Here is a 21,673-nt window from a genome sequence, read left to right on the forward strand (position 1 = left end):
CTGGGGAAACGAATTTTAGTCACACCCATTTCTTTCTGCAGAAAATCAATGACTTTCTTTACCTCTTCCGTTCCTGCTTCCCATTCAATACCTGCATAGATATCTTCGGTATTTTCACGAAAAATAGTAATATCCGTTTTTTCTGGTTCTTTAAGAGGGCTTACCACTCCTTTAAAGTAACGAACTGGACGAACGCAGGCATAGAGGTCAAGTTCCTGACGTAGAGCAACATTTAAAGAACGGATTCCACCACCAACTGGCGTTTCAAGAGGACCTTTAATAGCTACCAAACTGTCTCGAATAGCTTCTAAAGTAGCTTGAGGTAACCATTCTCCTGTTTTGTCAAAAGCCTTTTTTCCTGCTAGAAGCTCTTGCCACTCAATCTGACGCTTACCATCATAGGCTACCTCTACAGCCTTATTGAAGATGGCTTGAGCATTTTTCCAAATATCACGACCAACACCATCTCCTTCAATATAAGGAATAATAGGATTATCAGTAACCTCTAGGTGACCATTTCCCATTTTGATTTTTTCTGCCATAGATTTTTCCTCACTAACGTTTTTCTAAAGGAATATAAGTTAAGTTTTCTTGTCCAATATATTGAGAACGTGGACGAATCAATTTATTATTTTTTGTTGCTCCTGAATATGTGCAATCCATCCTGCGACACGACTCATTGCAAAGATGAGCGTGAAGATATCACTATCGATACCCAAAGAATGGTAAACCGTCGCTGAATAGAAATCGACATTGGGAATCAAACCTTTCTTAATTTTCATGAATTCCTCAATCTCTTGCGACATATTAAAGAACTCTTGATTGTCCGTATTCTCAGTCAACTTCTTAGCCATATCTCTCAAGAATATTTCTCGAGGATCCTGTTTCTTATAAACACGATGTCCAAATCCCATGATCTTTTCTTTAGAATCCAGTTTTTCTTGCAGATAGGCACTAACATCACCAGATTCATGGATTTCATTTAGCATATCAAAGACGCGCTCATTAGCACCACCATGGAGAGGGCCTTTTAACGCTCCAATAGCTGTCGTAACACAAGAATAAATATCTGTAAGGGTTGAAGCACAAACACGCGCTGCAAAGGTTGAGGCGTTCAACTCATGATCTGCATGAAGAATTAAAGCCTTATTCATAGCTTCAACTTCAATAGTAGATGGTTCAACCCCATTCAGCATGTAAAGAAAATTTGCCGCAAAGCCTAAATCTTCACATGGTTTCACAGGCATCTGACCCGTCCTTAAACGAGCGAATGTTGTAATAATTGTTGGCAACTTAGCCATCAATTCAATACTTTGTTGATAGATGGCTTCCAGGGAGCGCTCCTCAGCATGGACATTATATACCCCTAATAATGAGACTGTAGAACGCAAAACACTCATGGGATGCAAATGAGGCCTTGATTGTATGAGAATACATTGCTCAACCGCATCCGAAATATCATAATTCTTACGCAATTCCGCCTCAAAATATTTAAGTTCCATTTGAGTTGGTAGATGCCCATTCCACAAGAGATATATGATTTCCTCAAAAGAAGCTTTATTATCCATAAATTCTGAAATATCATAGCCTGCGTAGGATAAATGATCATCAATAATAGACGAAATACGTGTATTACAAGCAATCATATCCTTCAGACCATTTGTTTCAACTGTTGTCATATTATGCTCCCTCCAATTTTTTTCGAACAACCATTGGTAGAATACCACCATTCTTATAGTAGCGAATATCGGCGTCTGCATCAAAACGGACTAGTACCTTAAATGTTTTTGTTTCAGAAGACGTTTTAGCTGTTACGGTGATAACATCGTGGACACCAGGATTTTCCGAAAGATCAAAGCTAAATGTCTCCTGTCCTGTCAAACCAAGAGACTCAGCTGATTCTCCTTCCATAAATTGAACTGGTAAAATGCCCATCATTACTAAGTTTGAACGGTGGATACGTTCAAAGCTCTCAGCAAGCACTACTTTTACACCAAGGAGATTTGCGCCTTTGGCTGCCCAGTCACGGCTTGAACCCATTCCATAGTCTTTACCAGCAATCACAAGCGTGTCTTGATTAGCTTCCTTGTATTTCATAGCCGCATCATAAATAGGAATGATGTCACCATCATATTTAGTATATCCACCAATTTTACCCTCTGCCAACTCATTTTTGATACGAATATTAGCAAAAGTTCCTCTCATCATCACTTCATGGTTTCCACGACGACTACCATAGGAATTAAAGTCCTGATAATCCACTCCGTGTTCAGAGAGATAATTCGCTGCAGGACTATTTCGGGCAATATTACCAGCTGGAGAAATATGGTCAGTTGTTACTGTATCTCCAAATTTCGCTAAAACTTTCAAATCAGTCAGTGGTTTAATGGACAAGTCGTCTCCCAAGCAATCAAAATAAGGTGGGTTTTGGATATAGGTTGATTCTAGATTCCATTTATAATTTTGACCTTGCTCAGTTGGAATAGCATTCCACTTCGCACTGTCTGAAAAGACATTGGCATATTCATCTTGGAAGAGTTGGCGAGTCACAAATTTATCAACATATGACTCAATTTCATCACGAGATGGCATGATATCTTCTAGATAGACAGCTTTGCCATTTTCATCAACCCCAAGAGCTTCAGTAGTCAAATCAATATTGGTGTTACCAGCCAAGGCATAAGCAACAACCAAAGGTGGGCTAGCTAAAAAATTCGCTTTAACCAGAGGATTGATACGTCCTTCAAAGTTACGGTTTCCTGATAAAACAGCACTTGCCAACAAGTCATTGTCAGAAATAACTTTAGCCACTTCTGGTCGTAGATCTCCTGAGTTACCAATACATGTCGTACAACCATAACCAACTAAATTAAAGCCAAGTTTATCCAAATATGTTTGCAAGCCTGAAGCTTTGAGATAACCTGTAACCACTTTAGATCCTGGCGCCAAAGAGGTCTTGACTGTTGGAGAGACTTTGAGCCCCTTTTCAACAGCCTTTTTAGCTAAAAGACCCGCAGCCATAAGAACGTAAGGATTTGAAGTGTTGGTACATGACGTAATCGCTGCTATTGCCACATGACCAGTCTGAATCGTCTCTGAATGACCCTCAAAATCAACTTGAGCCGTCTTTTCTAATTCCTCACGATCAAGACCAAAACCACGGACACCTGCTTCTCGAACTACGGCATCCTGGAATTCTTGTTTAGCATCGGATAAGAGAATCAAGTCTTGTGGGCGTTTTGGACCTGAAATCGAAGGTTTAATGGATGACAAATCAATTTCAACAACCTTGGTATAGGTAGCTTCTTTACTAGGATCATAGAAAAGATGGTTAGTTTTAGCGTAGGCTTCTGTCACCTTGATATGTTGCTCATCACGGTTGGTCAAACGCATGTAGTTTAAGGTTTCCTCATCAATTGGGAAATAACCACAGGTCGCACCATATTCCGGTGCCATATTAGCCACTGTAGCACGGTCAGCTAGAGATAAACTCTTCAAACCAGGACCAAAGTACTCAACGAATTTACCAACAACATTTTCAGAACGAAGCACTTGAGTAATCTTGAGGGCTAAATCGGTTGCCGTCGCAATTTTAGGCAGTTTTCCTGTCAAACGAACACCTATAACCTCTGGGATTGGGAAATAAGATGCTTCACCAAGCATTGCTGCTTCAGCTTCAATTCCTCCGACACCCCAACCAAGAACACCGATACCATTGATCATAGTTGTGTGACTATCTGTACCAAACATAGAATCTGGATACAGAAGCCCATCTTTTTCAATAATAACGTCACTTAAAAATTCAATATTAACTTGGTGGATGATACCTGTTGCAGGTGGAACGGCACGATAATTTTCAAAGGATTGTTCAGCCCATTTAAGAAATTCGTAACGCTCATTGTTACGCTTAAACTCCAAATTAATGTTATCTTCAAGAGACGTACTACAACCATAAGAATCTACCTGAACAGAGTGGTCAATCACCAAGTCCACAGGAATCTCTGGATTAATAAGTTCTGCCTTTCCTCCATTCGCTACGATTGCATCACGCATGGATGCCAAATCAACAACAACAGGAACTCCGGTAAAGTCTTGAAGAATAACACGACTTGGTTTAAAAGGAACTTCCGAATTTATCGAAATATTCGGAAATTTCAAGATACTACTAATGTGAGATTCTGTAACATCAACACCGTCCTTTTTTCTTAAAAGACTTTCAAGTAATATTCTAATCGTATAGGGTAGGTTTTCTACCGTAACACCCTGCTTTGTCGCAACTTTTTCAATATCATAAAACGTAAAGTCTTGATCTTTTACAGTCAGATTTGAGCAATATTCTTGCATACTAGAACCTCCATTAGTTAAAAGTTTTTCTTATTTTATACCTATTCCTTCTAAAATACAAATGAAATTGGCATTTTTATGTCATAAAATCTCACATAATTAGTTAGTTGACTCCTTTTTCCAATAAATATTGACTGGTGTCAAAAAACTTTAAAAAGGCTTAAAAACACAATATATGGGGTTGTGTTTGAATACTAAACACAAAATATTGTATTTTTGTCGGTTCAACCTCTTGATTTTTCCCTATATTTTGGGTATTCTATTAGAGTTCCAAAAGTGACCTTTAGTCACTTAAATTCATTATTAAAAGGAGTATTTGCAATGGCAAAGATTACATTGTTTTCAAAAAACAACTGCATGCAATGCAAAATGACAAAAAAATTCTTAGAAAAGGAGAATGCTGATTTCGAAGAAATCAACATTGATGAGCATCCAGAGAAAATTGATTATGTAAAAAGCCTTGGTTTCACAGCTGCTCCAGTTATTGAATCCGGTGATATCGTCTTTTCAGGATTTCAACCTGCAAAACTTAAAGAAATTCTCTAACTCTCAAGTTTTCATTATAGAAAGGAACTTGTTTGCTTAGTTTAAGGAATAAATCTTAATAAACCATTAAACTAAGTTTGGTATCAGTATTATGTCTTTAAAAAATCTTGGCGATGTTTCTTATTTCCGCCTCAATAATGAAATCAACCGTCCAATTAACGGTCAAATACCTTTGCACAAGGATAAAGAAGCCCTTCATGCCTTTTTCCTTGAAAATGTTAAGCCAAATTCAATGGCATTCAACAGCATCACAGAAAAAATTAATTACTTGATTGAAAATGACTATATCGAGTCTGAATTCATTGGGAAATACGAACCTGCCTTCATTGAGAAATTGTCTGCGGAAATTTACTCTCAAAATTTTCGTTTTCAATCATTTATGTCGGCTTACAAGTTCTATCAACAATACGCTTTAAAAACTAATGATGGCCAGGCTTATCTTGAAAGTATTGAGGACCGTGTTCTTTTTAATGCCCTCTACTTTGCTGATGGCGATGAACATCTAGCCAGTGATCTTGCTAATGAGATGATTCACCAACGTTATCAACCTGCTACTCCTTCCTTCTTGAATGCTGGGCGTAGCCGTCGTGGAGAACTTGTTTCATGTTTCCTTATTCAAGTAACGGATGACATGAATTCTATCGGACGTTCTATTAACTCAGCCCTACAGTTGTCACGTATTGGTGGTGGGGTAGGTATTAGTCTCTCTAACCTACGTGAAGCTGGTGCTCCTATTAAGGGGTATGCTGGTGCAGCTTCTGGTGTCGTACCAGTAATGAAACTCTTTGAAGATAGTTTCTCTTACTCAAACCAACTTGGTCAACGTCAAGGTGCTGGAGTTGTTTATCTTAGCGTCTTCCATCCAGATATCTTAGCTTTTCTTTCTACTAAAAAAGAAAATGCCGATGAAAAAGTTCGTGTCAAAACATTATCACTAGGCGTTACCGTACCTGATAAGTTTTACGAATTGGCACGTAAGAATGAAGAAATGTATCTCTTCAGCCCTTACTCTGTCGAAAAAGAATACGGGAAACCATTTAACTACATCGACATCACAGCTATGTACGACGAATTGGTTGCCAATCCCAATATCACAAAAACTAAGATTAATGCGCGTGAGTTAGAAACTGAAATTTCTAAACTCCAACAAGAATCTGGTTACCCATATATCGTCAATGTTGATACAGCTAACAGACATAATCCAATTGATGGTAAAATTGTCATGTCCAACCTTTGTTCTGAGATTCTCCAAGTTCAAACACCAAGTGAACTGAACGATGCACAAGAATTTGTGAAACTTGGTACAGACATTTCATGTAACCTTGGATCTACTAACATCCTTAACATGATGACATCGCCTGACTTTGGACGTTCTATCAAGGCTATGACGAGAGCACTTACTTTTGTTACAGATAGCTCTAGCATCGAAGCTGTACCATCTATAAAAAATGGTAACCAACAAGCTCATACCTTTGGTTTAGGTGCCATGGGGCTCCATTCTTACCTTGCTAAAAACCACATTGAATACGGTAGCCCTGAATCTGTTGAATTCACTAATATCTACTTCATGCTTATGAACTACTGGACTTTGGTTGAATCTAACAATATTGCCCGTGAACGTCAAGAAACCTTTGTTGGTTTTGAAAAATCCAAATATGCCGATGGTTCTTACTTTGATAAATACGTTACAGGACAGTATGTTCCTAAATCTGACCGTGTTAAGGAACTGTTCGATGGCCACTTCATTCCGCAAGCAAAAGATTGGGAAGAGCTTCGTGAGTTAGTTAAGAAAGATGGTCTCTATCATCAAAACCGCTTGGCAGTTGCACCAAATGGATCAATTTCTTATATTAACGACTGTTCTGCTTCTATCCACCCAATCACACAACGTATTGAAGAACGTCAAGAGAAGAAAATTGGTAAAATCTACTATCCAGCTAACGGACTCTCAACAGACACTATTCCTTTCTACACTTCAGCTTACGACATGGATATGCGTAAAGTGATTGATGTCTATGCTGCTGCTACTGAACATGTGGATCAAGGTTTGTCATTAACACTTTTCTTGCGTAGTGAACTACCAAAAGAAATTTACGAATGGAAAACAGAAAATAAACAAACAACTCGTGACCTTTCTATCCTTCGTAACTATGCCTTTAACAAAGGAATCAAGTCAATTTACTACATTCGTACTTATACAGACGACGGGGAGGAAGTTGGCTCTAACCAGTGTGAAAGTTGTGTTATTTAACACTCTAAAATATCACTGTTCTTATTCATAAAGGGTATTAAAAAGGTCGGTTCGCCGACTTTTTTAATAGATAAACTCAAAAAGCTATGTCATGATTTTGAATTATGATAAAATAGAAACGATATCAATAAAGAAAGAGGTTTCTAATGGAAACTTACTATAAAGCCATTAACTGGAATGAAATCGAAGATGCGATTGATAAATCTACCTGGGAAAAATTGACTGAACAATTCTGGTTAGATACACGTATTCCACTTTCAAATGACCTTGATGATTGGCGTAAACTTTCAGCTGAAGAAAAAGATTTGGTCGGAAAAGTCTTCGGTGGCTTAACCTTACTAGATACTATGCAATCACAAACAGGTGTTGAAGCTATTCGTGCCGATGTTCGTACACCCCATGAAGAAGCTGTTTTGAACAACATTCAGTTCATGGAATCTGTTCACGCAAAATCCTACTCTTCTATTTTCTCAACTTTGAACACTAAATCTGAAATTGAAGATATTTTCGAGTGGACCAATAGTAACGAATACTTGCAGACCAAAGCAAAAATCATAAACGACATCTATGAGAATGGAACACCACTTCAGAAAAAGGTTGCATCAACTTTTCTTGAAACCTTCCTTTTCTACTCAGGCTTCTTCACACCTCTATATTATCTGGGTAATAATAAGCTTGCCAATGTCGCTGAAATCATTAAATTGATTATCCGTGACGAATCTGTTCACGGAACCTATATTGGCTATAAATTTCAACTTGGATTCAATGAATTACCTGAAGAAGAGCAAGAAAGCTTCCGTGAATGGATGTATGACCTTCTCTATGAATTGTATGAAAATGAAGAGCTCTATACCAAGTCTCTCTATGATGGTGTTGGGTGGACTGAAGAAGTCATGACTTTCCTTCGTTACAACGCCAACAAGGCCCTCATGAACTTAGGACAAGATCCACTTTTCCCAGATAGTGCAAACGATGTTAACCCAATCGTTATGAATGGTATTTCTACAGGAACTTCCAACCACGACTTCTTCTCTCAAGTTGGTAATGGTTACCTTCTAGGTACTGTGGAAGCTATGCAAGACGATGATTATAACTACGGACTATAAGAAAAAACTAGCTGAGCTAGTTTTTTCTTGTCTTCAATACTATATTCGAAAAACAAATAGAAAAAGAGTTCAATCTGAACTCTTTTTAGCTTATTTTGCTTTAACTTCAAAGCCTTCTGCTACACCTTCAGCAAAGTTTTCTTCAACAATGCTAGCACAGTAATCACAGATTGTTGCATTATAGCTACGTTCCTTGGTAGTTGGATCAATACGACGACAACGATCACAAACTTCACCTGAAGCACGTTCTACAGTGAAGGCAACATTTTCAAAGCTCACAGCTGATTCAGGAGCATCTCCTTCAGCAATAGTCAATGCTGAAACAATCAAAAGTTGAGCAAGATTTGTATTCAAACCTTCAAGAAGTTCTTTAACTTCAGCATCGGGATAAATAGTCAAATGAGCTTCTAGTGATTTACCGATAACCTTCTCATTACGAGCTTCTTCCAAAGCTTTTTGAGCTTGACCACGGAAATCCATGAATGCTTTCCATTTTTCAAGGATTGCTTCTTGATTTTCGAAAGCTTCTGCTTCTGGCAACTCTGACAATTGAACAAACTCTTCAGTTTCAAATTCAAGATATGACCAGATTTCTTCAGCAGTGTGAGGAAGAATTGGAGTCAAGAGTTTTGTGATCTTAACAAGAATATCGTAGAAGACTGTTTGCATTTGACGACGTTCAAGAGAATCTGCACTCTCAATGTAAACCACATCTTTAGCAAAATCAAGATAGAAAGCTGACAACTCTACATTAATAAAGTTAACCAAAGCTTTGTAGATAGTCAAGAACTCAAAGTTTGCATAAGCGTCACGAATGGTCTTAACCAATTGGTTGAATCGGATAGTCATGTACTGATCCACAGATCGCAATTCTTCAAAGGCCACAGCATCAGTTGTTGGATTGAAGTCTGATGTATTAGCAATCAAGAAACGGAGCGTGTTACGGATTTTACGGTAAGATTCAGATACTTGGCTAAGGATATCCATTGAGATACGGACATCATTGGTCGTATCAACACTTGTTACCCAAAGACGGAGAATTTCTGCACCAAATTGCTTTTCAACATCGCTAGGAGCAATCGTATTTCCAAGTGATTTAGACATCTTTTCACCCTTACCATCGAGGGCAAAACCTTGAGACAAGAGTTGTTTATATGGTGCGACACCATGATTGGCAACTGATGTGATAAGTGATGAGTTAAACCAACCACGGTATTGGTCAGAACCTTCAAGATAAAGGTCAGCTGGATAAGTCAATTCAGGTCGATTAACGACAACACCATTCCATGATGAACCTGAGTCAAACCACACATCCATAATATCATTTTCTTTAGTGAACTCACCGTTTGGTGAACCAGGATGTGTGAAACCTTCTGGAAGAAGATCTTTAGCATCACGTTCCCACCAAATAACCGATCCATGCTCTTCAAAAAGTTTAGCCACATGTTCAATCGTTTCCTCAGTCATGATTGGTGTCTTATCTTCAGCATAGAAGATTGGGAGTGGAACACCCCAAGCACGTTGACGAGAGATGACCCAGTCTCCACGGTCACGAATCATGTTGTAAAGACGAACTTTACCCCATTCTGAATGGAATTTAACTTTTTCAATTTCATCCAAAATTTCTTGACGGAATTTAGATACAGATGCAAACCATTGAGGGACTGCACGCCAGATAATTGGTTTTTTGGTACGCCAGTCAAATGGGTATGAGTGAGAGATTTCTTCTTTGGCAAGAAGGAGATCACCAAGTTTATCAATGACTGTTGGTACAACTTTATCATAGAACTGACCTGCAAAATCAGGACCTGCATTTTCCATCATGATACCACGTTCATTGACCGTTACAGCAACTTCTAAGCCATTGGCAACACCGACGTTATAGTCATCTTCACCAAAACCGGGCGCTGTATGGACGATACCAGTACCAGAATCCAGTGTAACATGATCACCAAGGATAACCAATTCATCAACTTCTGAGTCCCATGGGTGTTCGGTTACAATTTGATCCAATTCTTTTCCTTGGTAAGTTGCAAGTACTTCAACATCTTCCCAACCAAATTTTTCAGAAAGACTTGGCAATAGCTCAGAAGCCACAACATATTTACGGTCAGATCCAGCAGGCTTAACAACTACATAATCAAAATCAGCTCCCATTGTCAAGCCTCGAGACGCTGTAATAGTGAATGGTGTAGTTGTCCATACAACGATATAGGTATCGGTATCCAATACGCCTTTACCATCCTTAACTTTATTAGCATAGTAAAGAGATGTAGAAACTAAATCATGGTATTCGATTTCTGCTTCAGCAAGCGCTGATTCTGATGACCATGACCAGTAAACTGGTTTCGCACCTTGGTAGATGTAACCTTTTTTAGCCATCTCACCGAAGACACGAATTTGTGCAGCTTCATAGTCAGGTGTCAAAGTTACATATGGGTTATCCCAATCAGCTGAGACACCAAGTCGTTTGAAATCTTTACGTTGCTTGTCAACTTGTGAAAGCGCATAGTCACGACACATTTTAAGGTATTCAGAGCGTTCGATTTCTTTACGTTTCACACCTTTTTTAGCCAAAACCTGTTCGATTGGAAGCCCATGAGTATCCCATCCAGGAATATAAGGTGCATAGAAACCAGACATTGATTTAGAACGAACGATAATATCCTTGGAAATTTTATTCATGGCATGTCCAACGTGAATATTACCATTGGCATACGGAGGGCCATCATGAAGGGTGAAGTGCGGTTTTCCTTGGTTCAATTCTTGACGACGTTGATACATATTAGCATCTTCCCACTCTTTTTGCCAGAGAGGTTCTTTATTAGGAAGTCCAGCACGCATAGGAAAAGCTGTCTTACCAAGATTTAGGGTTTCTTTAAGTTTCATTCTATCTCCTCTTCAATATAATTTACAAAATAAAAAGAGCCTTCATCAAAAAGGACGAAAGCTCGTGGTACCACCTTTGTTTAGAGCAAATATAAAATTGCTCCCTCATATGTCCGTAAGGAGGACCATCCTTCTAACTTACTTGATTCAGTCAGAACCAAAGAAAATGATAACCGGCCAAATAGGGAATGTGGGACTCACACCATCTCCCACTCGCTGAAAATATACTTGGTAAGTTTTATTTTTCTTATTCGCCAATATTCAATTTAAAAGTTTGTGTTTCGTTAAGGTTTACTTCACCTGTTGTTTCAGGTTGAAAATCAAAATCTTCATCTACTGGTGCAGAAGTTGGAAAGTCTGCTGCTTCGCTATCGAAAGAATCTGAGTTACCGAAATCAACTGGGGTCGAAACAGTTTCATTAGTTTCTTCAAATTCTTGATTAGAGAAATCTTCGACTTTCTTGTTACTTTCAGCAACACGACGTTGAAGTTCAGCCATTTCATCAGGAGTAAATTGACGCGTTGCATCAAATGAAGCTGCATCATTTGAATCTGGGACATGTTCGTCCAAAACTTTTTCAACAACTTCTTTAAAGGCAGCATCTGAGTTTTGAAGATAAATAGCTGTTGGTTGCAACAATTCACCCCACTCTGGAGCACTTGCTAAGCTAAGTTGACCTTCAACTGCAGCCAAAAGACGTTGATGGAAAACACGACTTTGACGTTTAAGCTCTTCTGTCTCAATAGCAACACGTTTCGCTTCATCAGTAGCATCACGAAGAATTTCAGATGCTTTAGATTTAGCTTCTTCAACCAAATGCGTTGCATTGAAGTTAGCTTTATTAATCAAGTTAGCTGATTCGTCAGCTGCTGAAGCTTTAACTTTTTCAGCTGTTTCTTGAGCCAAGATAACTGATTGGCTTAGTGATTCTTTCATTTCATCAAAATAAGCCAATTTTTCTTCAAGCTCTTTTACACGAGAAGCAAGCTCACGATTATCACGAACTAAATCTTCATAATCATCAACGATAATATCAAGAAATTCATCTACTTCTTGTTCATTGTATCCACGAAATTTAGTTGTAAACTGTTTATCTTTAATATCAAGTGCTGTGATTGCCATTACAGGCCTCCTTTATTTTTTACCATTTCTTCAAGCTCTTTTACACGAGCAGCAAGTTCACGATTTTCATGAACTAATTCTTCATAACCATCTACGATAATATCAAGAAATTCATCTACTTCTTCTTGATTGTAGCCACGAAATTTAGTTGTAAACTGTTTTTCGATAATCTCAAGTACTGTAATTGCCATTACAGATCCCCTCTATTTACATTACCATCTCTGATGATTTTAAATTAAATACCTACTTTTTTCTTCGTCTCAACATGCTATTAATAGTGACTTTAGCTTTACCAGATTTTGAAAATCCTTCTTGTTCGGCCAATCGAAATCGACCGAAACCCCGAACCGAAATCATATCACCAATAGTAATCAACTGGTCAGCCTTCTCAACTTGTCTATAATTTAATTTGACTTTACCAGATGAAATCAGCTTCAAGGCCCTAGAGCGTGATAAATTTAACACGGTTGCTAACACATTGTCAAGACGCATGCTAGAAAGTAAAACAAAAGAATGTGAGTAGTTTTCTTGATTTGTAATCCAATTCCCTTCACTAACATCCTTAAGTGTAACGGAAACATTACCAATCTTTTTGATAGTCATTATAGCATAGTTTGCTAGGTGAGATGCTATCGAAAATTGAATACGTCCATCGTCATTGATAATGATGTCACCAAATACTTGTCGTTCAAGTCCAAGTTGATTAATCAAAGTCCCCAAAACTTTTGGATGAGTCAAGGTGTTAAACTGTCTTGCATAAGAAACCTCTAACCGCTTAATCTCAAAGTCATCATCAGAGAGCTCATAATAATCCGGAGCTATAATAACTCTTCTATACTCCTCCGTCTCAAGATTTGAACTTACAAAGAATTTTAAATGATAGTAATTTGCTAAATCTTCAACAATTTGAATCTCACGGGGATTTAAGAAATCAGTCAAATAAGGACTATACCTATCTTCAACCAATTGGCAAAATCCCCTAACCTTTTCTAAAAAAGGACGTTCATCTAACGAATAATGCTGTTCAATATTTTTATTTTCTGACATCAGAATAGAATATTTCTAAGAATAGTGAGAGAAAAATTCAACAAAAGAACGATTACGATGATTGAAAAGTCAACACCAGCAAAGACCAAATTCAGACGACGAAATGGCGCAAGAATCGGATTAACAATTTGTCTAATGATTCTTCCAAGGCTAGTGTCATAGGCTCCTGGAAACCAAGATAACAAAGCGTAGACAACAAGAAGTATCTCTGCAACGTTAACGACACGTGCCCAAATAACATATAGTAATATAGACATTGCTTAACGTCTCTTCATATCAAAGTCAAAGTTGGCTTCTTGATTACCGTGTGCCAAGCCAATCTCTTCAATGTCAACAACGACATTGATTGGTGTAAGCAAGTACATTGAAGAGCCAACTTTTTGAAGATTCCCGGTAAGTACTTTACTTGCACCATCAATGAAATCAAGACAACGACGAGCTTGTGCCTCTAACATATACTGAAAATCAATCAAAACACATTCATTTTCGATCAAAAGTTCTACAATTTCCTGAGCATCTTCATATTTCTTAGGATATTTAATTGCAATTGTTGTTTTTGTTGTACTCATTTGATGTGGTCCCTGATTTGCTTGTGAACGACTCAAAGGTAAACTACGAAGAACTTGTGTCTCCTGCAAGTCTGCGTTAACATGTTGACGACGAGGAGGAACTGTTGCCTGTGAACGCTCAGGTTGACGTTGCTGACGAGGTTGTGTCTGCACTGGTCTCTGCACTTTTACAGGACGTTTTTTCTCTTCTTCTTTTGCAGCATCTTCATAATCGGTTACTTCGTCGGTATCAAAATATGAAACAATTTTATCAATTGTGTCTTTTAATGCCATAAGGTTAATCTCCGTTCTCTTTAAAGAATGCACTGCCGATTCTGACAAAGGTTGATCCATTTTGAATTGCCTCATCAAAATCTCGACTCATCCCCATGCTTAATTGATCACAAGGAACATTCTTTATTTTTTTCTCTTGAATTGATTTTCTAAGTTCATTTGTCTGTGAGAAAATCTCATCAAGTTCTTGATTATCTGCATCAATTGGTGCCATTGTCATTAGTCCAACAATACAAATGTTATCAAGATTTTTAATTTGGTCTAGAACTGTATCAAGTTCTTCAGGCGAAAAACCATGTTTTGATTCCTCACCTGAAACGTTAACTTGAAGGAAACATTTAATCGTATGATTGGCACGCTTTTGAATTTCCTCTGCTAATTTTACAGAATCCAAGGCGTGAAAATAATCAACTAAATTAATAACATCCTTTACTTTTCGACGCTGTAAGGTACCGATAAGGTGCCAGGTCAAATCATAATTGTTTAAAGCTTGATACTTATCTAAGAATTTATCCACGCGATTTTCAGCAATGTGTTTAATTCCTGTTTTAACCAATTCTTCAGCAATATCACTAGAGACATATTTGGTTACGGCAATAATATTGACTTCATCACTAGAGCGATTAGCCTTCTCACAAGCTGCCTTTACCGCTTGATAAACATTATTTTTATTTTCTTCTATAGTCATTATTAACGATTTTTAAAGAATGGTGGTGTTTCCAACTCATCATCATCCTCAACTTCACTTGAAAATGTAGACATAGTCAACTGACTATCTAATTGGCCAGTTTCAGGACGTGAGATATTATCACGTCTTAAGTCCCAGTTTCCAAAAGCAGACTGCTCTTGTTGAGATGCTGCCGCTGCAGGACGAACCCCTGCTTGAGGCATTGAAGGTGTTTCATTATAGTCAAAATTTGGTTGACGTTCAAATGAAGGTTGAGAAACTGGACGTTGTTCTTCTTGAATTGCTTGCTGAACAGGTGCTGCTGGTTGTGACGGTACTGATGTCACTTTGCGAGGTTGAGCTTTCACTCCCGCTACTTTATCAGCACGATCTTGACGAACTCCTGTAGCAACAACAGTTACGCGAATCTCATCTTTCAATGTATCATCAATTGATGTACCCAACCAAATGTTAACACCGTTACCAGCTGCTTGGCCAACAATTTCAGAAGCTTCTTCAGCCTCTGTAAGAGTCATATCAAGACCACCAGTTACGTTAACAATTACGTCTTCTGCACCATCAATAGTAGTTTCAAGAAGTGGCGAGAAGATTGCTTTGCGTGCAGCTTCAACAATACGTTCCTCACCAGAACCAATACCAATACCCATAAGCGCATTACCTTTGTTTGCCATAACTGTTTTCACATCAGCAAAGTCGAGGTTAATCAAGCCTGGATTAGTGATAAGATCCGTAATACCTTGGACACCTTGGCGGAGAACATTATCTGCTTCGCTAAGGGCTTCAAGAAGTGGAGTTTTCTTATCAACAATTTCAAGAAGATTGTTGTTTGAGATAATAAGAAGTGTATCAACTTGCTCACGCAACTCTTGAATACCTTCAACCGCATAAGCACCACGTTTGTTACCTTCAAATCCGAACGGACGTGTTACAACTGCAACTGTCAATGCACCTAAGCTTTTGGCAATACGTGCAATTACTGGAGCTGCTCCTGTACCAGAACCTCCACCCATACCGGCAGTGATAAATACCATGTCAGATCCTGTAAGTGCTTCTGTAAGTGTTTCTTCACTTTCTTCAGCCGCCTTACGACCAACTTCAGGTTGACCTCCGGCACCAAGTCCACGGGTCAATTTAGGGCCCAATTGGATAACTGTTTCTGCTTTTGAAGAGCTGAGCGCTTGAATATCAGTATTAGCTGCGATAAATTCAACACCAGAAAGACCTTCTTCAATCATTCGGTTGATGGCGTTTCCGCCACCTCCACCGACACCGATAACTTTAATGACAGCACCTTGAACAGATGCGCTATCAAATGAAAAACTCATTTTATTTCCTCGCTTTTTCTAGATTAAATTAATCGAACATACTACCAAAGATACCACGAACACGATCTCCAAGTTTTTGTTTTGGTTCATGATTTCCTTCTTCAACTGGCAAAGGCACTTCGATTGTATTCTCAACTGGAATAGGGTTAGGTTGTGGAGCCACTCGTGGCGCTGGTGATGGTGCTGGAGTTCTGTCAAAACTCAATGCAGGAGCCTCATTGTCGATAGGTTTACGACGGAGATACTCTTCACCAGATACTGCTCGTTGAGCAATAATATCAACTTCTGTAAGAAGGCCAACATACTCAACAAGACTAATCACATTTGCAAACATCGGATTACGAATGCCTACTTGATTTGGTACGTAAAGTTTGACATTTGTCTCAAAAAGCTCTTGAGCAACTTCAACTACACCAGGCATAATAGCTGTACCACCTACAAGGACGATACCACCAGGTAAATCAAGTAGACGACCACGAGTCAAATCTTGTTTCACTCTGTCCAAGATATGTTTCACACGAGCTGAGATAATTTCAGCAAGGTATTTTTCAGTGATTTCAACAGGTGAATTTTCACCTACAACTTCAACTTGAACAGTTTCAGATTCACTTGCTTCGTCAATATCAGCATTACCAAAATTAAACTTAAGCGCTTCTGCAATCTGCATGGAAGTCTTCAAAACCTTTGAAATATCCTTTGTGATGTATTCGCCACCTTCAGAATAAATATTGGTAAACTGAAGTTCTTGCGCACGCATACTTGCAACGGTAGTTTGACCGCCACCCAAATCAATGACTGTAGCACCAAACTCACGTTCACCTTCATTTAAGACCGCACGTGTCATCGCAAGAGGTGAGATAATAATATTCTCAACCTTAATACCTGCACGTTCAACCGTCTTTCGAAGATTGTGAAGGATTGTTGTTGGTCCTGTATAAATGAGACCCCTCATTTCAAGACGAATTCCCATCATTCCACGAGGATCACGAATTCCTTGGAAGCCATCAACGATAAACTCTTCAGGAACTAGCGAAATAACCTCACGCTCAGGTGTAATGCTCTTAGTCAAGGCTGAGCGAACAACACTTTCAACATCTTCATCTTTGATTTCTTTTGATTCACTGGTTACAGGAATCATCCCTTGGGTAGGCTCAATTTGAAGAAGATTAGCTGGAAGCCCAACATTAACTTGCTCAATAACAATACCAGCTTTTTCTTCTGCTTGTTCAATAGCTGTTTTGATGGATTTCGCTGCAGCGTCAATGTCAACAATGATACCATCTTTCACACCAGAACTCTTAACATTACTTACTCCGATGACATTCATTGATCCATCAATAAATTCAGCAACAAGAACCTTAATCGAGCTAGTTCCTATATCTAATCCTGTAAAAAAGCCATCTCTAGCCATTCACTCGACCTCTCAATCTTTCCATTCAATATCTTTGTAAACTGTATAAAAACAGAATTATTCGGATACTATTGTACCATAAAAAAACGTAAAATGTCAGCATTTTACGTTTTTTATTATTCAATATTAACCCTGAGCTAGGGAAGTTTGATGTGAGTTTTCTTGCCCTACTGCAGGAATACTTTCTCCTTGGTCACTTGAACTTTCGGTATTAGTATCCTCTCCAGAACTTTGTACAGACGATTCTGACTCTTGCCCTTCTTCAGAAGTAGCACTGGTTTCTTTACTATCAGTCTTGTCTTTATCTTTCTTTTTATCCTTATCGGATTTTTCAGATTTTGATGCTTCAACTTCCGGAGTCGTCGTATAAATACCAACTTCCATATCAACAATAGTCCCATCTGAAAGATGTTTTTATTTTTTTGGTAATATGGTAACTTGGTTGTTAATTGAGATAGTGGGACACGGATGGTATTGCCATCATACAACTCAATAGTCAACAAATCTGAAGTTGCCTTGGTAGGCGTTAAATTAATAATCTGAATGTTATTTTTGATTTTAGCATCCAGTTGATTTAGCTCTTTTACAAGTTCTTCAATTTTCTTGTCATCATCTATTTTTAAAGTAATAAATTTATCTGGAAGATTTCCTGTTGAAACCGTTCCACCAGTTTTACCACTCTCGAGAATTGACATATAACCATTGCCAGTTTGACGATAAGCCACTATCGGGTATTCTTTTACTGCAATGTTAAATTGATTTGGAAAGTCATAGGTCACATTCGCTTTTTTAATCCAGACATTTGTTTTTTCAACAGTTCTCGCAACTTTGTTCTGATTTAAAAAGACATAACTAATATAATCTGTATCAAGAATACCACTTGCCACTTTCACATCTTCTGGCAAAGCATTTTTTGTTCCTGAGACAGTGATAATCTTTTGCTTAGACCAAGGCGAGATATAGAAGAGTGAAAACACAATTAAAATAGCAGCTGAGAAGACAATGAGACCAGCAAGATTTTGTTGTGCAATAGGAATGTTACTGCTTGATTTCAACTTATTCTTTTTTTCTTCTTGTCCTTTTTTTTCTTTTTAACCTTCTTCTTTTCCGGTACCTTGTTTTCGATTGGAGTATTCTCTTTCTCTATACCTTCAGAATCTTCGCTCTCTTTTTTCTTAAAAATTCCAAGTTTCGCTTCTGCCACTCCGTCAGAACTTGTTTTTCTTGTGAATTTTGTTCCTTTTTTGCCATGAAATTCCTTTATTTATTTGAAATACTAGTTACTAATAGGTGGTAAAAATCATCAGGAGATGTGATTTCCTCAGATTTTGCCATAGCTTCTTTGTAAGTCTTTGCATTTTCAACAAGTTGTTCTAGCTCATCATTCAAAGTTGCCCAACTTAAATCAGGTTCCTGTAATTGGCGGGCATAACCTTTTCGTTCAAAATAAGCAGCATTTTCAAGTTGATCTCCACGGCTAGCTTCTTTCCCCAAAGGAATGATTACATGCAGTTTTTTCATCGCCAATAATTCAAAAATGGTATTTGAACCACCCCGAGTTACTACTAAATCAGCCAAATCCATAAGAGGTTGGTACAAATCTGTTACATAATCAATTCGGTATAGATGAGGTTGTAAGGTATTTAATGAAGAATCACCAGAAATATTAATGACATTGTAGTGTTCAGTCAGTTGTGGAGTATTGCTAATAAAATCATTAAAAACCTTTGCACCAGCTGATCCACCGATAAAAAGAACGGTTTTCAAATTGGCATCAAACTGTTTCTTAATATTATCGAGGATATCTTTTTGTCCTGTTTGTGCCACACCAACCTTAGTAATAGCGCCAACATGTTTTGTCTTTGTCAAAGCTTTTGGTTGCTCAAAAGTCGTAAACATCGTAGTCGCAAACTTGTAGGCAATTTTATTGGCTAACCCCATAGAAAGATCAGACTCATGCACATAAACAGGAACTCCTAATAATTTAGAAGCAATCACTGGCGGTACAGAGACAAATCCGCCCTTAGAAAAAAGTGCTTGTGGCCGAATCTTTGCAATAATCGCAATAGATTGAAGGATTCCCCAACCAACTTTAAAAACGTCAAGCATGTTTTGCCATGAAAAATATCGACGTAACTTCCCTGTAGCAATACTGTGGAAGGTAACATCTAAACCAGATTTAGAGATTTGTTCATGTTCGATGCCATGCTTATCACCAATATAGTGAACCTCCCATCCATCTTTGATGAACTTTGGAATTAAGATAAGATTTAGGGTCACATGTCCAACTGTTCCACCACCGGTAAAAACAATCTTTTTCGATTTTGCCATAGCTTATCCCTTCAATTGCTCAACCGTTGCGATAAATTCATCACCACGCACTTCAAAATTCTTGTACATATCCCAGCTGGCGTTAGCAGGACTCAATAAAACAACATCTCCTGCATTGGCTTGATCAAAAGCAATACGTGTCGCATCAGCTACATCTTTAGCATCAAGATAAGATACACCTGCTTTCTCAGCGGCACGTTTGACACGAGGAGCGGATTCTCCCAAAATAATCATTTTCTTGACTCCTGTAATATCAGGAACGAGTTCATCAAATTCATTACCACGATCTAAACCACCAGCAATCAAAATGACTTTACTATTATCAAATCCAGAAAGTGCTTTTTGAGTCGCCAAAATGTTTGTTGACTTACTATCATTATAGAATTTCACGTCGTTAATGGTATCAACGAATTGAAGACGATGCTTAACTCCTCCAAAACTTGCTAAAGTTTCTTTGATAGCCTGGTTTGAAACACCTGACAGCTTAGAAACCGCAATTGTAGCCAAAGCATTTTCAACATTGTGACTACCAGGAACACCAATCTCATCGGCTTGCATAATCAACTCACCTTTATAGTAAAGACCCCCGTTTTCAAGATAGGCTCCATCTACTTTTTCCACAGTTGAGAATGGAACGACTTGTGCTTTCGTCTTAGTAGCCAACTCCTTAGCAAGATCTTGGTTAAAGTTCAAAATAATGAAATCATCTGAGGTCATTCGATTTTGAATATTCCATTTGGCTGCCACATATGCTTCAAAACTACCGTGATAATCAATATGTGTTGGCATCAAATTGGTAATAACCGCAATGTGGGGATGGAAACTGTTAATTCCCATCAATTGGAAAGAAGACAATTCCATAACTAAGGTGTCTTGAGCGGTCACTGATTGGGCAACTTCTGATGCAGGGAAGCCGATATTTCCTGACAAGACGCCAGACTTACCACCATGATTTAGGACATCAGCAATCATAGTTGTCGTTGTCGTCTTACCGTTTGAGCCAGTTATACCAATAATCGGTGCTTCTGACACTAGGTAAGCCAATTCAACTTCAGTCCAGACTGGAATTCCTTTTTCAAGTGCACGGGCTACCATTGGATTGTCGTAACGAATCCCAGGATTCTTGACCATTAGTTCAAAATTTTCATCCAATAGTTCAAGAGGATGTCCGCCACAGACAACCTTAATCCCTTCTTCAAGAAGCGTCTGTGCTGATGGATTTTCCTCAAATGGTTTCCCATCATTTACTGTGACAATAGCACCCAACTTAGCCAATAGGCGGGCAGCTGCTTCACCAGATTTAGCCAAACCAAGGACCAAAACTTTTTTATTTTCAAATTGTGTTACTGATTTCATAATTCGTCCATTCTCTCAAATTGTATCATAACCATTTTACCCTTTATCCCAAGCTATTTCAAGGAGTTACCTCTTCTTGGCAAAAGAAAAAGCCAATCTATTTGATACGTACCGTGTCAAGTAGACAATTGAAATAAATAAAATGTGAGGAACCAGGTTGCTTTGGGTTAAGCAGTCTGGTTTTTCTTATCGGCAATAGTTTTCCAGTAATCTCTATATTTTTTAGATTGTTTAATTGGATAATATGGAGCTTGTTCTGGATTTTCTTGTGCTTCAGCTCTCACTTGAGCTGGTGTTTTCCCATTGAATCTCTCTTGGGGATCATGATATAGGTAATAGTGAATGGTCTTTTCGTAAGCCTCTTTCATCTCTTCAAAACTTGACACATTAGGATAAAGAACTGCTCTCATTTCC

At 38.2% G+C, this 21,673-nt stretch carries 15 protein-coding genes and 4 pseudogenes; 3 read left to right on the top strand and 16 right to left on the bottom strand.

Going from position 1 to position 21,673, the window contains the following annotated elements; translation table 11 throughout:
- The 3 genes and pseudogenes from HSISS3_RS05745 to acnA form a co-directional block, all read right to left on the bottom strand.
- Positions 1-542: isocitrate/isopropylmalate family dehydrogenase (locus HSISS3_RS05745; RefSeq protein ID WP_042771882.1), on the bottom strand; the 542-nt coding region annotated here is incomplete at its 3' end.
- A 13-nt stretch (positions 543-555) separates the two neighbouring features.
- Positions 556-1,679 (bottom strand): annotated as a pseudogene (locus HSISS3_RS05750) (citrate synthase).
- Position 1,680: 1 nt separating this feature from the next.
- A complete protein-coding gene (gene acnA, locus HSISS3_RS05755; RefSeq protein WP_021152030.1) occupies positions 1,681-4,344 on the bottom strand; it encodes an aconitate hydratase AcnA in 2,664 nt (887 codons plus the stop codon).
- A gap of 321 nt (positions 4,345-4,665) precedes the next feature.
- Here acnA and nrdH point away from each other — a divergent pair, with 321 nt between their 5' ends.
- The 3 genes from nrdH to nrdF all read left to right on the top strand — a co-directional run bounded on the left by nrdH (position 4,666) and on the right by nrdF (position 8,247).
- The gene (gene nrdH, locus HSISS3_RS05760; RefSeq protein ID WP_008534294.1) at positions 4,666-4,890 is read left to right on the top strand and encodes a glutaredoxin-like protein NrdH; all 225 of its coding nucleotides are present in this window, start codon (positions 4,666-4,668) and stop codon (positions 4,888-4,890) included.
- Positions 4,891-4,981: 91 nt separating this feature from the next.
- The gene (nrdE, locus tag HSISS3_RS05765; protein ID WP_008534292.1) at positions 4,982-7,141 is read left to right on the top strand and encodes a class 1b ribonucleoside-diphosphate reductase subunit alpha; all 2,160 of its coding nucleotides are present in this window, start codon (positions 4,982-4,984) and stop codon (positions 7,139-7,141) included.
- Positions 7,142-7,287: 146 nt separating this feature from the next.
- On the top strand, positions 7,288-8,247 hold the full coding sequence (gene nrdF, locus HSISS3_RS05770) for a class 1b ribonucleoside-diphosphate reductase subunit beta (protein ID WP_002887602.1): 960 nt from the start codon (positions 7,288-7,290) through the stop codon (positions 8,245-8,247).
- Between the two features lie 90 nt (positions 8,248-8,337).
- Here nrdF and ileS read toward each other — a convergent pair whose 3' ends face one another.
- The 13 genes and pseudogenes from ileS to HSISS3_RS05835 all read right to left on the bottom strand — a co-directional run.
- Positions 8,338-11,136, bottom strand: coding sequence for an isoleucine--tRNA ligase (gene ileS, locus HSISS3_RS05775; protein WP_021152031.1), 2,799 nt, complete (start codon positions 11,134-11,136; stop codon positions 8,338-8,340).
- A 247-nt stretch (positions 11,137-11,383) separates the two neighbouring features.
- Positions 11,384-12,259, bottom strand: a complete 876-nt coding sequence (locus HSISS3_RS05780) for a DivIVA domain-containing protein (protein WP_021152032.1) — start codon at positions 12,257-12,259, stop codon at positions 11,384-11,386.
- A gap of 26 nt (positions 12,260-12,285) precedes the next feature.
- A pseudogene (locus HSISS3_RS05785) lies at positions 12,286-12,450 on the bottom strand (DivIVA domain-containing protein); the annotation flags it as partial.
- 52 nt (positions 12,451-12,502) lie between these two features.
- Entirely contained in the window at positions 12,503-13,306 is an 804-nt protein-coding gene (locus tag HSISS3_RS05790; protein WP_021152033.1) for a YlmH family RNA-binding protein, read from the bottom strand.
- On the bottom strand, positions 13,306-13,563 hold the full coding sequence (locus tag HSISS3_RS05795) for a YggT family protein (RefSeq protein ID WP_008534285.1): 258 nt from the start codon (positions 13,561-13,563) through the stop codon (positions 13,306-13,308). The genes HSISS3_RS05790 and HSISS3_RS05795 overlap by 1 nt, the downstream gene beginning before the upstream one ends.
- Before the next feature lie 3 nt (positions 13,564-13,566).
- Positions 13,567-14,148 carry a cell division protein SepF gene (locus HSISS3_RS05800; RefSeq protein WP_008534283.1) on the bottom strand — a complete coding sequence of 194 codons (582 nt, stop codon included), beginning with the start codon at positions 14,146-14,148 and terminating at the stop codon, positions 13,567-13,569.
- A 4-nt stretch (positions 14,149-14,152) separates the two neighbouring features.
- Positions 14,153-14,836, bottom strand: a complete 684-nt coding sequence (locus tag HSISS3_RS05805) for a YggS family pyridoxal phosphate-dependent enzyme (protein WP_008534282.1) — start codon at positions 14,834-14,836, stop codon at positions 14,153-14,155.
- A gap of 2 nt (positions 14,837-14,838) precedes the next feature.
- Positions 14,839-16,161 carry a cell division protein FtsZ gene (ftsZ, locus tag HSISS3_RS05810; RefSeq protein WP_008534281.1) on the bottom strand — a complete coding sequence of 441 codons (1,323 nt, stop codon included), beginning with the start codon at positions 16,159-16,161 and terminating at the stop codon, positions 14,839-14,841.
- Positions 16,162-16,189: 28 nt separating this feature from the next.
- Positions 16,190-17,572 (bottom strand): cell division protein FtsA, encoded by a 1,383-nt coding sequence (ftsA, locus tag HSISS3_RS05815; RefSeq protein WP_002887627.1) that lies wholly within the window; start codon positions 17,570-17,572, stop codon positions 16,190-16,192.
- A gap of 126 nt (positions 17,573-17,698) precedes the next feature.
- A pseudogene (locus tag HSISS3_RS05820) lies at positions 17,699-18,823 on the bottom strand (FtsQ-type POTRA domain-containing protein).
- A 9-nt stretch (positions 18,824-18,832) separates the two neighbouring features.
- Positions 18,833-19,903 (bottom strand): UDP-N-acetylglucosamine--N-acetylmuramyl-(pentapeptide) pyrophosphoryl-undecaprenol N-acetylglucosamine transferase, encoded by a 1,071-nt coding sequence (locus HSISS3_RS05825; RefSeq protein ID WP_008534279.1) that lies wholly within the window; start codon positions 19,901-19,903, stop codon positions 18,833-18,835.
- Between the two features lie 3 nt (positions 19,904-19,906).
- Positions 19,907-21,259: a UDP-N-acetylmuramoyl-L-alanine--D-glutamate ligase gene (murD, locus tag HSISS3_RS05830; protein WP_021152036.1), complete on the bottom strand. Its 1,353-nt coding sequence runs from the start codon at positions 21,257-21,259 to the stop codon at positions 19,907-19,909.
- A 167-nt stretch (positions 21,260-21,426) separates the two neighbouring features.
- Positions 21,427-21,673 (bottom strand): annotated as a pseudogene (locus HSISS3_RS05835) (hypothetical protein); the annotation flags it as partial.

It is taken from the genome of Streptococcus sp. HSISS3, assembly GCF_000448605.1.
Classification (GTDB): domain Bacteria; phylum Bacillota; class Bacilli; order Lactobacillales; family Streptococcaceae; genus Streptococcus; species Streptococcus raffinosi.